This is a genomic window from Lysinibacillus macroides (genome assembly GCF_001281525.1).
In the GTDB taxonomy this organism is placed as follows: domain Bacteria; phylum Bacillota; class Bacilli; order Bacillales_A; family Planococcaceae; genus Lysinibacillus; species Lysinibacillus macroides.
This window is the reverse complement of record NZ_LGCI01000005.1, coordinates 1,389,958-1,403,853: the sequence shown is the minus strand read 5'-3', so window position 1 is coordinate 1,403,853 and position 13,896 is coordinate 1,389,958. Positions and strand designations below refer to the sequence as shown.

Here is a 13,896-nt window from a genome sequence, read left to right as displayed (position 1 = left end):
ATAGATGAATGAATCATTATGTAAACATGACATTTGTCATTAAGCCAAGTCTTATTGTAAGCGCTCTCTTAAAGTGGCAACAATAAAAGCCCATCAAGGCATATGACATTTTGGATAGAAAAGATATGACAAATGTAAATGGTTGTTTAGATGTTATCGGGGTATAGTAAATATATCAACGAAAGGAGTGTTTCAAATGGTGGATTCATTTGACTATAAATCATGGAAGGAAGAGCTATGGAATGCCATTACACACGGTATTGGCTTTATTATCAGCATTCCAGCATTGGTGGTCTTACTAATAGCAGCCGTGCAAACAGGAAATGCCCTACATGTAACAACTTTTAGTATTTTTGGCGCTTCGGTGATTATTTTATTTTTAATGTCGACATTGCTGCATAGCATGCCAGAAAAGTATAAGCGTTTTTTCGCCATTCTTGACCACTCATCCATTTATATTTTAATTGCTGGTACGTATACGCCATTTTTATTAATCGCTGTTGGTGGCGCAGTAGGCTTAACATTGCTTTGTATTATTTGGACATTGGCAATACTTGGAGTGCTTTTTAAATGCTTCTTTATTGAGCGTTTTGAAATGCTCTCATTAATTTTTTATATCGGGATGGGCTGGTTAATTATTTTTGCCATTAAGCCTGTTTATGTATACTTAGGCTTTCATGGCTTTGCCTTACTGCTAGCAGGTGGGCTATTTTATACAATTGGCGCGATTTTTTATGCATGGCGCTCCCTCCCCTATAATCATGCAATTTGGCATCTCTTTGTTCTAGCTGGCTGTGCCTCGATGTATGGCTGTGTGTATTTTTACTTATAATATGGAAAAGCACGGTGCGTGTGAACACCGTGCTTTTATGTGGCTTTTCGTTCAAAAATTTGATACTGGAATGTATAGCCGTCTGGTGCTGTTTCAGGTGCTTCTGATGATACTTGTACAAAATCCTGCTCGTATTTTGGGAAATAGGTATCCCCCTGAAACGAATGATTGATTTTGGTAATGTACAAGCGATCAGCCATAGCCATCGACAGACGGAAAATTTGCTCACCACCAATAATCATAATTTCAGGCACATCTCCAGCAAGTGCCAGAGCATCCTCTAAGCCCGTCACCGTTTCAATGCCCTCTGCCGAGTAGTTTGGATCGCGCGTAATAACAATATTGCGTCGGCCAGGCAGTGGACGTCCAATAGATTCAAATGTTTTGCGCCCCATAATCATTGGCTTGCCCATCGTTTTATGTTTAAAATATTGCAAATCACCAGGTAAATGCCATGGCATACCATTGTTATAGCCAATTACATAATGGTCGTCGTGCGCTACAATTAAAGAAATCATTTTATCCCTCCAGTCACTCTATTATAACCCTATTTTTGCATGATACTAAAATTTTTTTACCTTAAATCCTAGTATTTTTATAATATTAGTTTATAATAGAAACAAACAATGGAAATAAAGGACGGATGACCTTGACAAAATTAAGAGATGAAGCAGTTCAATTCATTCAAGCAAATCATACGGATACACCTTATTATATATGTTCCCCACAGCAAGCAAGAGCGATGCGCAGTGTTGCACCGTGGCAATCCGCTCAGAAGCCACAGCTTGCAGCAATTGAAGATAAATATATTCCTGTACGAGATGGCGCACAAATTCCTGTACGTATTTATACGCCTGTTGTCGGCAAAAAGCTACCTGTGATTGTGTTTTACCACGGTGGCGGCTGGGTTTATGGTAATTTGGACTCTGTCGATGCAGGTTGTCAATTACTAGCCGATAAAGCACAGGCAATTGTTGTATCAGTCGATTATCGTCTAGCACCCGAGTATCCCTTCCCAATCCCGCTTTATGATGCCTATGATAGCTTATTATGGGTGCAGGAGCAGTTAGAGGCATTGGGTGGTGATGCTACGAAGATCACGATTGCTGGCGATAGTGCTGGTGGTAACCTGGCAACGGTTGTCACTTATTTAGCGGCTACATTAAATGGGCCAGCTATCCATGCACAGGCACTTATTTATCCTGTTGTCCATGTGGATTTTTCCACAGCTTCTTATACTGCCTATGGTGAAAACTATGGTTTGGATAAGCAAGGGATGGAATGGTTTGCCCATCATTATACAGATGAGCAAAACTTTACAAATCCGTTTATTTCCCCTCTGTTAATAGAGGATGCGAGTGTTTTTCCAAAAACGATGATTATCGCTGCAGATGCCGATGTACTCTACGATGAAGGTCAGGCCTACGCACAAAAGCTGACACAAGCAGGCGTTGCTGTTGAGCATATCACGATGCATGGCTTAATCCATAGCTATTTTAGTAAAATGACTTATTTTGAGGAAGCGACAATTGACACAGTTGAAAAAATTGCACAGTTTCTGAAATAACTTTAGCCATCCTGCTCAAACAATGCGATAATAAGGAAAAACGGTTTTTAAAGGATGACATGATGACACAAATAGTAACTTTACAACTTAAACAGCCCTTTGCTAATTCATTAAAAAAGGGCTACCCGCTTCTTCCAAAGGATGCCGTGGATGCACGCCAGCTCCCAGCGCAGCAAGGGACATTGCTAAGGCTAGTTGACCAGCATCAGCGCTTTATTGGGACAGGGTACTATGGTATCCAAAATAAAGGCATCGGCTGGGTGCTAACAACAGATGCTAATGAAGCGATTGATCAAGCTTTTTTTAGCAAAAAATTTAAAAAGGCTATCGAGAATCGTGAAGCTTTTTTTAACAATCCGAGCACAACAGCCTTTCGTGTGTTTAATGGCGAAGGGGATGGTATTGGTGGTCTAACGATTGACTTTTTTAATGGCTATTATATGGTGAGCTGGTATAGCGAGGGTATTTATTGCTTTAAAGAAGCGGTCTATGCGGCATTGGCTGAAACGGTTCACTACGAGGCGATTTATGAGAAAAAGCGCTTTGATGGCAAAGGGCAGTATATGGAGCAGGATGATTTTGTCATGGGTACACCAGGCGAATTTCCAATCATGGTGAAGGAAAATGGTATGACCTATGCCGTGCATTTAAACGATGGGGCCATGACAGGTATTTTCCTTGATCAACGTGATGTTCGATTGGCGATTCGTGAGCGCTATGCAAACCAGACAAATATGCTGAATACCTTCTCCTATACAGGTGCATTTTCAGTAGCAGCGGCACTTGGAGGCGCGCTTAAAACAACGAGTGTCGATGTAGCGAAGCGCAGTTTAGCGAAAACAATTGAGCAATTTAGTGTGAACGATATTGACTATGAGGCACAGGCTATTAAGGTGATGGATGTTTTTCATTATTTTAAATATGCGCAGCGCCACGAGCTAAAATTTGATCTTGTTGTCTTGGACCCACCAAGCTTTGCCCGTACAAAGCAAATGACGTTTTCAACAGCAAAGGACTATCCTAAATTACTCAAGGATGCCATTGCCATTACAGCAAAAAACGGCATTATTGTTGCCTCAACCAACAATGCTAGCTTTGGTATGAAAAAGTTTAAAGGCTTTATTGACCAAGCCTTTCAAGCGACGAATACACGCTACAAAATAATGGAAGAGCATAGTTTACCAAAGGATTTCCGTGTCCTGCGTGAATACCCTGAATTTAATTACTTAAAGGTTGTTTTTATTAAAAAGTTAAGCTAATTGGAAAAGGACGTGTTTCAAAAGCTATTGGAAACACGTCCTTTTTGCTTATAAATAATCCTTAAACCAATCACGGATATACGTAAGGCGCTGGATTCTTAAAGATGGTTTGCCGCTCCTCGAAAGCTCATGATTAGAGGCTGGGAAACGGATAAATTTGGTCTCTTTTTTACGCTGCTTTAAGGCGATAAATAATTGCTCTGCCTGCTCAATTGGACAACGATAATCGTTTTCCGCATGTAAAATCAACAATGGTGTTTCTATATTATTTACATACTTCAATGGTGAGTGATGCCATAGCTTATCAATATCCTCTAGCCCCGCAAAAATTTGCCAGTCTGTAAAATAATAGCCGATATCACTCACACCATAAAAGCTAATCCAGTTCGCAATTGAACGTTGTGTAACAGCAGCTTTAAAACGCTTTGTATGCCCAACAATCCAGTTCGTCATAAAGCCGCCATAGCTACCACCTGTCACGCCAAGACGAACCTGATCAATAAAATCAACATGCGCTAGCGCGTAATCTACCGCTGCCATTAAGTCCCGATAATCATTGCCACCATAATCACCACGCACTGCATCAACAAATGTTTGCCCATAGCCATGACTGCCACGGGGATTTGTATATAAAACGACAAAGCCCTGCGCAGCTAAAATCTGAAATTCATTAAAATAGCTATTGCCATACATTGCATGTGGTCCGCCATGAATTTCCAGAATAAGTGGATATTTATTGCCCTCTTGATAGTCAATCGGCTTCATCATCCAGCCATGAACACGCCAGCCCTCTGCCCCTTTAAATTCAATCGCTTCAGGCACAGCTAAGGCTCTTGTTTGTAAAAATTCCTGATTCACGGCCGTAAGCTGCTCTTTTTCCCCTGTTTGTAAATTTATATAAAATAAATCGCCAGGATTTGTTGGCGTGCTAATGGCCACAATGGCTTTATCACGCTTAGCATCCAACGAAAAGCCATAAACATACTGGTCATCCAAAATTGCTGGATATAATTCACCTGCAAGATTGCCAAAATAAATCGCTGTGCTGCCTTGGTCTGTCACTTGGAAATAAAAGCTTTCATTATCTGCCAGCCATTGCACACGTGGAGCTACAACGCCTTGCAGAAAATCACCAATCATACAATCACCAATATGTGCGTCAAAATCACTTGTCGCACATATTAGCTGTTGTTGCGCTACATCATATAACCATAGCTTTGCTTGGGTAGCATTTTGAAATTCACGTCTACTACCAAGAAAGGTCAGAAAGCGGCTATTTGGCGACCATGAAATTTGATAAAACATGCCTATCCCCGCTGTTAGCTGACGACTCTGTTTTGTCGCGACATCCAATAAATAAAGATCATTGGTAAATGAAAGATCTGGATCCTCCGCTAAATCGGCTGTGTACGCAAGGTATTGTCCATTTGGTGACCAGGCACCAAGGTGAAAATGATGACTCCCCGCTGTCAGTTGCTCTAATTCACCTGTTTCGAGATAGACAACGGCAATATGGGTAAATTGCTCCATATCCAACAAGCCCCCTGCATCTGACTTATACTTCATATCGTTAACTTCCAGTGGCTTTAGTTCCTTGTCCCCTGTTGTAGGCTCTTCAGGTTGAGCATAAATGCTATCCTCCTGACCAAGCTTCAAGGAAAACGCAATTTTTTTGCCACAGGGCGACCATACAGGTGAGGTTGCCCCATTTTTACAATGGGTTACTTGCTTTGCCTCCCCACCTGCCTTTGCCAATACAAAAATTTGTGGCTTGCCTGTTCTGGTGGAGACAAATGCAATTTTACTGCCATCTGGTGACCATTGAGGCGCGCTTGTTTTTGCCTCGCCAAATGTCCATTGCTGAGGCTGTTTATCTTGTAGGTTGAGATAGTATAAGTGAGATACATAATCGTTTTTCTTCTCATCCATAGACGTTGCTATATAGACAATCTCTGTACCATCAGGTGATAGCTGTGGGTCAGAGACCGATTTTAAGTGGTATAGGTCCTGTGGTTGAATGCCTTGTTTTGCTGTCATCTTTTTGCCCCTTTATTATAAGATTCACTTATAATATTTCGACACACTAATGATTATTCCTGCTTAGGCGCTGCCAAAAATCGTCCGACTTTGTTCGCCGGTAAAATTTATAAAAAGGCTCGTTTGGACGTGCATATGTCTGGTAAAGCTGAATAATATGCTGTACAAACACTTCAATCTTGGCTACCGCTACCCTTTTGGCAAATAATGTACCAGCCTGTGCCTTGGCGCCCATTGGCACTGCGCCTAAATAGACATCAAAGCTATCCTGTTGATAAACAAGTCCAATATCATCATAGACCGCATTATAGCAGGCAGATGCACAGCCATTGATATTGACGCGCACTCTTGCAGGTACTGTTACGCCCTCCAATGTATGATAAAGCTGCTCTGTGATTGGCGCTGCCTCCATTTTCTCGCCATCGCAAAAATCACAGGCCTTCATCGCTATAATTGCCCCTGAAGACATTATATAAAGCCCTGCCTGCTGCAATGTATAAATGGCTTCCTTAACATCGCTTGTTGGAATAGCTAATAATAGGCTATAGGAGGCCGAATACTTAATCGCGCCCCGCTCCCCTACAACTTCTGCAATCGTTTGAAATTGTGCAGGTGTATAATGCTTATTAATAATGCCTGGGCTAATAACCAATCGTGTAAAATCACCTTGACGATTTAAAGTTTCAAAGGTTTGATCAGGTATATTTTTCTGAAATGCATTCATCTATATAATGGCTCCTTCTTAAAAATTATCAGGATAGAAGCCTTTTGCTAAAATTTCAAACGCCTCTGCTGCACGTACCCCCTCAGACGCTGCTGATAGTGGTAGGATCACGAAACGATCATTTTTAACGGCCTCCATTTCCTTTAATGCAGGATCGTTTTTTAAGAAGTCTATTTTTTGTTGGGCTGTTGTTTCACCATAATCAATAACAACAACAACCTCAGGATTGCGATCTACGGCATCCTCCTTCGATACAGTTGTCCAGCCTGATTCCACATCACCAAAAACATTTTGCCCGCCAGCAATGGTTACAAGCTCATTCATAAAGTTTTGACCAGCCGTGAACACATCCTTTTCACCACTATCAAATACTAAAACACGTAAATCTTCGCCATCCTGTGGTAATTTCGCACGAATCGCATCTACATCCTTCGTCATTTGCTCAATGAATGCCTCTCCGCGCTCTTCCACACGGAAAATCTTTGCTACATTGCGAATATCTGTGAAAATATCCTCCAATGTTGGCTTTGTCATATTCGAAGAGGTATGTAAATACGTATGAATGCCTAGCTCCTCTAGCTCCTCAGGTGTGCCCACTCCCTTTTCACCAAAGGCACTTTTCCAGCCACCATATAAAAAGTCTGCCTCTGCATCAATGACCTGCTCCTTTGTTGGGTATTGGTCTGATAGAACAGGCACTTTCTCGTATGCCGCTTGCAATGGCTCATAAATTTTATCATCTAAGTAAGCCGTACCTACCATTGAATCCTCTAAGCCTAACGCTAGCATAATTTCTGTCACATGTTGATTTAAACTAATCGCTTTTGTTGGTGCTTCTGTATAGGTTTGCGTTGTATCATTATTGTCGATTACGACTTCCGTTGCAGCTGTTTCAGCTGGCTCCGTCTTTTCTTCCTGCTCTGCTGACTCCGATTTATCGTTGGCATTACATGCGGCTAACATCGCTACAAGGGCAATGATGAGCACAAGCCAACTATTTTTCCATTTTTTCATGTTCCTGTTCTCCTTTATTATCAAAATAGCAAGAAGGCATAAAAAAACCCTCTTGTCACCAAGAGGGTAGCATAGTGAAAAAATGGTTCGTCAACCTTTATCACTATCCCCATCCTCGTGGTTCGTAGTTCATCCATCTATACTGGCAGGTCTCCTGGCTTAGGTTCATCATCTATACGCCTTCCCGTAGCATGACGCTACAGTGGCATATTGTATAGACTCCCCATTTACAGTTGCGGGACAGCATCGGAATTGCACCGATTTCCCTTTTAAGCAAATAACAAATGCTATTTGCACCAATATGTTTTATGATTATTCATACTATTGATAGACTAGCAGAAGAATATTTTTATGGCAATGCATAAATCAATAATCATACTTATCTTAGCACTATTTTGACATAAAGGCCGAATATTTATGATAGTATTTGATTACAAAACGAAAAAAGCAATGGAAACGAGGATTTAAGATGTATAAAACAATCGGCGTGCTTGCACATGTGGATGCTGGGAAAACTTCCTTTTCTGAGCAAGTGCTCTTTCATACAAAGAGTATTCAGGCACGAGGACGTGTCGATCATCAGGACACCTTTTTAGATAATCATGAGCTGGAGCGACAGCGCGGTATTACGATATTTGCTGAGCAAGGTCGCTTCATGCTAGGCGAGGATACGTATACACTGATTGATACACCGGGGCATGTCGATTTTTCCCCTGAAATGGAGCGTGCTATTCGCGTCATGGATTATGCCATTATTATTGTGAGCGCAGTGGAAGGCATGCAGGGACATACCGAAACCGTCTGGCAGCTCCTGCGCAAGTACCATGTGCCAACCTTCTTTTTTATCAATAAAATCGACCGTGAAGGTGCAGATGTAGCGGCAGTAATGGCACAGCTTCGTAAGGATTGCTCTGAGCATATTCTCTTAGTGGATGAACCGTTGCAAGCTGATTATGTATCGAGCAGCATAATGGAATGGCTTGCTGAGCGTGATGAGCAGTTACTGGATGCCTTTTTACAGGAAACATTGGATCCTGAGCAATGCCTTGCACAGCTACAGGCGATGATCAAAGACGAGCGTGCCTTTCCATGCTTTACAGGCTCTGCCTTAAAGGATATAGGCATTCAGGAATTATTGGCACAGCTTCCACTATTAACCGTAACTTACTTTAAACAGAATGCATCGTTTCAAGGAGAGGTTTTTAAAATTCGCCATGACGGGCATCAGCGTGTAACCTTTCTAAAAGCTTTGCAGGGGTCACTCCATATTCGGGATGAATTGACAGTTGGAGAGGTTACGGAAAAAATTACGGAGATTCGTCTTTATAATGGCAGTCGCTTTGATACGGTTCAGCAGGTGGAGGCTGGCGAAATTTTTGCTGTTAAAGGGCTGAGTGCTGCAAATATTGGCGATCAAATCGGCAGTACGGCGTATACACAGCCTTATGAGCTGATGCCTACTTTACAGGCGAAGGTTCAATATCAGGGCGATCAGCATATGAAGGAAGTACTAAAGATTTTTCGTCTGCTGGAGGCCGAGGAGCCATCCTTACGCGTTGTTTGGCAGGAAAAATTCCAAGAAATTCATGTCCATATTATGGGCGTTATTCAGTTGGAGGTGCTCATTGATGTATTGATGAGGCGCTTCTCGTTGGAGGTGTCCTTTGGCGCTCCACAAATTTTATATATGGAGACCATTGCAAATACCGTGACAGGCTATGGACATTTTGAGCCATTAAAGCATTATGCAGAGGTGCATGTATTAATGGAGCCCAATGCACGTGGCACAGGCAATACCTTTAGCAATGCCTGCCATGCAGATGCTTTATCAGTAGGCAACCAGCGCCTTGTGGAACAGCATTTATTTGAGCGGGACCATCATGGCTTATTAACGGGCTTTCCTGTTACAGATATTCATTTCACGCTGTTAACAGGTCGCGGGCACAATGAACATACATCTGGTGGCGATTTTCGTGAGGCAACCTTCCGAGCATTGCGTCAAGGGCTAGAGCAAGCGCACAATATTTTGCTGGAGCCGTACTATCGCTTTAAAATGAAGGCTTCCAACGATTTTATCGGCCGTATGATGACAGATATTCAGCAAATGGCTGGCACATTTAATGACCCGATTTTAACGGAGACAGATGTACTTTTAACTGGACGTGCGCCCGTTGCCACTTTTATGAGCTATAGCACTACTTTTGCTGCCTATACAAATGGCAAAGGCGCCCTGACACTCCAATTTGATGGCTATGATATTTGCCATAATGCGGAGGAAGTTATCGCACAAATTGGCTACGATAAAAACGCTGATCCTGACTATACATCCTCTAGCATTTTTTGTGCAAAAGGCAAGGGCTATTCTGTACCATGGGACCAAGCACAGGCAGCGATGCACTGCCAGTAGCGGGGGCGGTTACGGGGATTTCACCTCTGCGCTCTTTACTATGAAAATAAGCCCTCCGCATTTTGGAGGGCTTGGGCTTATAGTGCTTGCTGAGCTGGCTTTGCTGGCAAATAAGCAGGCTTCACGACAACATAGTCATGCGTATTGGCAAAATCAATTAAGAGCTTGCCTGGATGACTTTTAATCATTTGTAGGTCTGCAATTAATTGCAATAGCTTGCTATGACCGTTGCCGCGAGGATGCCAATTGAAATGAACATCATTTAACGCTTGAACAGCTTGTAAAAATTGCGTATACTCCTGCTGCACAAATGCCATTAATTGCTCCGTATAAGGAATTGGCGCTAAATCATGCATATAGGTTTCATAAAAGCGCATAACAATCGAGCATAATAAATCATTAACACGAGCAGCACTTAACACAGGCTTGGGCTCCTGCGACAGGCGCGCAAGATTCGGCTTGGCACGCGTTGAATCAATACGTGTCAGTAAATGATACAGCTCTCCATCCACCTCATAAACAATTGGATTTGTCGGCATATACATCATAAAGCCGTTTGTCTTTGTTTTTAGCTGGTCTGCTAGCGCTGCCTTTGCAAAAAGATGACCATCCACCTCGCCATTTTGTAGCCAAACAATTTCTTTATTATATAAAATTTGCTCAAAAAATCGGTCATTGCGAATAAGCTTCGTTGCTAATAATCGATCGATCAGCGACTCCACAGCCATTCGTGTTTTCGCCTTTTTAGCTACCTCTGTCCGTGGCTGCTTACAAATTTTTATATCCATATAATGCTTCATTTTTTATCCCCTTTGCGTACATATTTGCAAAACAAAAAGGATTCCCTACGTGTCGAGGAAATCCTTTACTTTATCATCTTTCATCACACAATGCCAAATAAGCCTCATCTAAAATTGAATATGTCCAAGGATGAACACTTTCATTTTCGTTGGGCGTTTGACGTACTGTGACGAACAGAGCATTCTGTTTTGTCAACATGCCACCTCCTATTCCTCGTAGGTTATGGTGTGTACTTGTAATAGGCAGGTCTCCTGACTTATGGTCATCGCTTCCCTTCTCCTTCCCGTCCAAGGACAGTGGTTGCTGAAAGGTCGCTCACATTTACAGTTGCGGGACAGTGTCGGATTCGCACCGACTTCCCTTTTAAGTAAATTGCACGCAATTTACACCTATTACTACACGCTATTTAGTTGTGAAGGAATTCTATTCCTCCTAGCATTTATTGTAGAGGAGTGGAATTTAGAAGTCAATGAACACTAGATTTTGAACTTTTTTCAATGTCCTACTCCACTTACAAGAACGATCATGCAATGTCGTTTTTTTGTAATTAACAGTTAAATATTCCCACCCATATATCCAGAAGAAGTACTTGCCGATCCTCTCACTAGCCTTAGCTATAGGCGGTGTCCATTTTTCATCGATGCTTATTTTACAAAAGGACATTGTAATTGTTTAAAATGGTATGGCGGATATTTTCAACATGGCGTTTTAAATAGTTTTCCGCTTGCTCAGCATCATGGTTTTGTAAGGCTTCTAAAATATGACGATGCTCTTCTAATGAATTTTCATTACGCCCTGGCACCAGAATGGTTTTAAATTGTAATCTTTTTAGTTGCTGTTTAATGATTTTGACCATATCTACAGCCTGTTGATTATGCGAGGCATTGTAAATGACTTCATGGAAATCTAAATTGCTTTGTGAATAGGCATCAAAGTCATGATTTTGGAGATGACTTTTCATTTCCATTAAAATGGTGTCGAGCTTTTGTAAATCTTCTGCTGTAATATTTTGCGCTGCATCTGAAGCAATTAATCCCTCTAACACTTCACGAATTTTTAAAAAGTTATTAATTTCATCGAGTGAAAAGGATTTAATCGTTGCGCCCTTATTTTTTTCTAATACAACGAGGTTCTCTTGTTCTAACTTTAATAACGCTTTTTTGACCGTATTACGACTCACACCAATTTCGAGTGATAGATCATTTTCAATGAGCTTTTGTGAAGGTTGATAAATGCCCTCCAGTATTCTTTCTTTTATAAATTCATAGGCAATTTCTGTTGGCCTTTTCAAGATAACCCCTCATTTCAATAGTTTAAAATTACCTTATAGTAATAATATAAAGATGTTCTTTTGACAATACAATAGAAGCTGATAAGAAAGGGGCTGTACTGAAATAGCGATTTCAACACAGCCGCTTGTGGGCAATTATCATATAAGCTATCACAGCATTTATTTATCTGTTATGCTTGGTAACCATGTTGTGAGTGCTGGAATATACGTTATTAAGAATAGCACAAAAATAGCCACTAGCACGAAGGGAATGATGGCCCGAATTAATTTTTCCATCTTGACGTTACCAACACTAGAGGCAATAAATAAGCCAGCACCTACAGGCGGTGTTAGTAAGCCAATTGTTGCATTTAAGCATAGCATAACGCCAAAGTGTACAGGGTCAATATTAAAGCTATGAACAAGTGGCATAAAGATTGGTAATAAAATAATCATCACCGCTAATTCATCTAGGAAAATACCTGTTACTAATAAGAAAATATTGACCAATAATAAAAATACCCATGGATTCGTAGAAATATTCCCCATTACTTCCACCATTGTTTGCGGAATACGTTCAAACGCTAAAATCCATCCAAACATACTGGCAGTAGACATTAATAATGTCACAACAGCGGTAGCAATTGTCGCGTTAATTAACAGTGACGGGAACTCTTGGAATGTAAGTTCCTTATAAAAGAATTTCCCAACTAAAATGGCGACAATACAGGCAACTGCGGCAGATTCTGTTGCTGTAAATATACCTGAAATTGTACCAACAATAATGGAGGCTGGCACTAGTAATGCTGGAATAATTTTTACAAATGCACGAATAACTTCCTGAAATGCAGCTTTTTCAGAGCTTGGATAGCTATTTTTTATGCCTAAAATCATAATTAACACAATAAACGAAAGCGCTAACAAAATACCAGGGATTATACCAGCCATAAACATATCATTAACCGAGACACTCGCGCCAACAGCATAAATGATAAATAGCATGCTTGGTGGGATAATCGGCCCTAGCATGGCAGCGGATGCAGTGGTTGCCGCTGCAAACTCGCGTTTATAGCCCGCTTTTTCCATTTCAGGAATCATAATTTTACTCATCATCGCTGTTTGTGCTGTTGCCGAGCCAATAATCGAGGCTAAGAACATATTGGCCACAACGTTTACATAGGCAAGTCCCCCTCTAAAGTGACCTACTGATTTTTTGGCAAATTCGATTAAACGAACTGTAATTCCTGAGGCATTCATAAGCTCTCCAGCTAACATAAATAAGGGAATGGCTAATAGGCTAAAGCTTTGTACCCCTGAGAATAGCTGCTGAGGTATATTGTTTAATAAGAAAAATTGTTGAGTCACCACAATATAAACTAGGCTAACAATCCCTAAAATTAAGGCAATTGGCACTTTTAATAATAGCAGCAGAAAAAATACAATTAGCGTTGCTGTCATTTTACCTCACTCCCCTCATCCCCTGTATCGTTCTCTTTATATGTAAATGCTTGAATGAAATGATGAAAGGAATGCACCGTTAAGCACACTAAGCCAAATGGAATAGCTAGATAAGGTAAAAACATCGAAATTTTTAATCCAGGTGATATTTTTGTTTGAATGGAAGGGTTTGAAATCCACTGAATCGCCATATACGCTACAATCGCCGCAAAGAGGATCGCACAGGCATAGCCGACGATTAAAAAGATTTTCTTCCATATTAATTGTACTCTTTCAAAGACTAAATCTAAGCTAGCAGCTTTCCCACTTTTAACGCTCATGCTTCCCCCTACAAAGGTTAGCCAAATCAGCATATAGACCGCCAATTCATCTGTCCAAGTTAAAGGGTTACCGAAGAAGTATCGAAATACCACACCTAAGGCAATACTCCCTAGCATCACACTCATTAAAATAACAGCTAGTACCTTTTCCATTTTATAGAGAGTAGTGCTAATCGTCGCTATTATTTTCATCTTTACCTTCCTCCT

At 41.0% G+C, this 13,896-nt stretch carries 13 protein-coding genes and 2 riboswitches; of the genes, 4 read left to right on the top strand and 9 right to left on the bottom strand.

The features are described 5' to 3' along the window. Positions 1-196 precede the first annotated feature (196 nt). Entirely contained in the window at positions 197-832 is a 636-nt protein-coding gene (trhA, locus tag ADM90_RS09740) for a PAQR family membrane homeostasis protein TrhA (protein WP_053994769.1), read from the top strand. A gap of 35 nt (positions 833-867) precedes the next feature. On the opposite strand, the gene ADM90_RS09735 is transcribed toward trhA, so the two are convergent. Next, complete coding sequence (locus ADM90_RS09735) at positions 868-1,350, bottom strand: dihydrofolate reductase (RefSeq protein ID WP_053994768.1); 483 nt, start codon at positions 1,348-1,350, stop codon at positions 868-870. A gap of 131 nt (positions 1,351-1,481) precedes the next feature. Between ADM90_RS09735 and ADM90_RS09730 the strand changes: the two genes are divergently transcribed. Together ADM90_RS09730 and ADM90_RS09725 are read left to right on the top strand one after the other, a co-directional pair. Continuing rightward, positions 1,482-2,399: an alpha/beta hydrolase gene (locus tag ADM90_RS09730; protein WP_152927989.1), complete on the top strand. Its 918-nt coding sequence runs from the start codon at positions 1,482-1,484 to the stop codon at positions 2,397-2,399. 62 nt (positions 2,400-2,461) lie between these two features. Next, a complete protein-coding gene (locus tag ADM90_RS09725; protein WP_053994766.1) occupies positions 2,462-3,658 on the top strand; it encodes a class I SAM-dependent rRNA methyltransferase in 1,197 nt (398 codons plus the stop codon). A 48-nt stretch (positions 3,659-3,706) separates the two neighbouring features. Here ADM90_RS09725 and ADM90_RS09720 read toward each other — a convergent pair whose 3' ends face one another. The 3 genes from ADM90_RS09720 to ADM90_RS09710 are packed head-to-tail and all read right to left on the bottom strand — an operon-like array spanning position 3,707 to position 7,433. Continuing rightward, complete coding sequence (locus tag ADM90_RS09720) at positions 3,707-5,695, bottom strand: S9 family peptidase (RefSeq protein WP_053994765.1); 1,989 nt, start codon at positions 5,693-5,695, stop codon at positions 3,707-3,709. 46 nt (positions 5,696-5,741) lie between these two features. Beyond that, positions 5,742-6,419, bottom strand: coding sequence for an NAD(P)/FAD-dependent oxidoreductase (locus ADM90_RS09715; protein ID WP_053994764.1), 678 nt, complete (start codon positions 6,417-6,419; stop codon positions 5,742-5,744). Positions 6,420-6,437: 18 nt separating this feature from the next. Further along, positions 6,438-7,433, bottom strand: coding sequence for an ABC transporter substrate-binding protein (locus tag ADM90_RS09710; protein ID WP_053994763.1), 996 nt, complete (start codon positions 7,431-7,433; stop codon positions 6,438-6,440). Positions 7,434-7,560: 127 nt separating this feature from the next. Next, a riboswitch (cobalamin riboswitch) is annotated at positions 7,561-7,749 on the bottom strand. 153 nt (positions 7,750-7,902) lie between these two features. Here ADM90_RS09710 and ADM90_RS09705 point away from each other — a divergent pair. After that, a complete protein-coding gene (locus ADM90_RS09705; RefSeq protein ID WP_053994762.1) occupies positions 7,903-9,840 on the top strand; it encodes an elongation factor G in 1,938 nt (645 codons plus the stop codon). Between the two features lie 77 nt (positions 9,841-9,917). On the opposite strand, the gene ADM90_RS09700 is transcribed toward ADM90_RS09705, so the two are convergent. The 5 genes from ADM90_RS09700 to ADM90_RS09685 all read right to left on the bottom strand — a co-directional run bounded on the left by ADM90_RS09700 (position 9,918) and on the right by ADM90_RS09685 (position 13,881). Beyond that, the gene (locus tag ADM90_RS09700; protein WP_053994761.1) at positions 9,918-10,640 is read right to left on the bottom strand and encodes a hypothetical protein; all 723 of its coding nucleotides are present in this window, start codon (positions 10,638-10,640) and stop codon (positions 9,918-9,920) included. A 73-nt stretch (positions 10,641-10,713) separates the two neighbouring features. After that, entirely contained in the window at positions 10,714-10,836 is a 123-nt protein-coding gene (locus ADM90_RS25330; protein WP_268766615.1) for a hypothetical protein, read from the bottom strand. Positions 10,837-10,865: 29 nt separating this feature from the next. Further along, a riboswitch (cobalamin riboswitch) is annotated at positions 10,866-11,049 on the bottom strand. 241 nt (positions 11,050-11,290) lie between these two features. Beyond that, on the bottom strand, positions 11,291-11,932 hold the full coding sequence (locus ADM90_RS09695) for a GntR family transcriptional regulator (protein ID WP_053994760.1): 642 nt from the start codon (positions 11,930-11,932) through the stop codon (positions 11,291-11,293). Between the two features lie 159 nt (positions 11,933-12,091). Further along, positions 12,092-13,369 carry a TRAP transporter large permease gene (locus ADM90_RS09690; protein WP_053994759.1) on the bottom strand — a complete coding sequence of 426 codons (1,278 nt, stop codon included), beginning with the start codon at positions 13,367-13,369 and terminating at the stop codon, positions 12,092-12,094. Beyond that, positions 13,366-13,881, bottom strand: a complete 516-nt coding sequence (locus tag ADM90_RS09685; protein ID WP_053994758.1) for a TRAP transporter small permease — start codon at positions 13,879-13,881, stop codon at positions 13,366-13,368. Before ADM90_RS09685 ends, ADM90_RS09690 begins: the two co-directional genes overlap by 4 nt. Positions 13,882-13,896: the final 15 nt, after the last annotated feature.

What these genes read in the sequence shown, in the direction of transcription:
- trhA (WP_053994769.1), top strand. Translation starts at nt 197, where the DNA reads ATGGTGGATTCATTTGACTATAAATCATGGAAGGAAGAGCTATGGAAT.
- ADM90_RS09735 (WP_053994768.1), bottom strand. Translation starts at nt 1,350, where the DNA reads ATGATTTCTTTAATTGTAGCGCACGACGACCATTATGTAATTGGCTAT.
- ADM90_RS09725 (WP_053994766.1), top strand. Translation starts at nt 2,462, where the DNA reads ATGACACAAATAGTAACTTTACAACTTAAACAGCCCTTTGCTAATTCA.
- ADM90_RS09720 (WP_053994765.1), bottom strand. Translation starts at nt 5,695, where the DNA reads ATGACAGCAAAACAAGGCATTCAACCACAGGACCTATACCACTTAAAA.
- ADM90_RS09715 (WP_053994764.1), bottom strand. Translation starts at nt 6,419, where the DNA reads ATGAATGCATTTCAGAAAAATATACCTGATCAAACCTTTGAAACTTTA.
- ADM90_RS09710 (WP_053994763.1), bottom strand. Translation starts at nt 7,433, where the DNA reads ATGAAAAAATGGAAAAATAGTTGGCTTGTGCTCATCATTGCCCTTGTA.
- ADM90_RS09705 (WP_053994762.1), top strand. Translation starts at nt 7,903, where the DNA reads ATGTATAAAACAATCGGCGTGCTTGCACATGTGGATGCTGGGAAAACT.
- ADM90_RS09700 (WP_053994761.1), bottom strand. Translation starts at nt 10,640, where the DNA reads ATGAAGCATTATATGGATATAAAAATTTGTAAGCAGCCACGGACAGAG.
- ADM90_RS09690 (WP_053994759.1), bottom strand. Translation starts at nt 13,369, where the DNA reads ATGACAGCAACGCTAATTGTATTTTTTCTGCTGCTATTATTAAAAGTG.
- ADM90_RS09685 (WP_053994758.1), bottom strand. Translation starts at nt 13,881, where the DNA reads ATGAAAATAATAGCGACGATTAGCACTACTCTCTATAAAATGGAAAAG.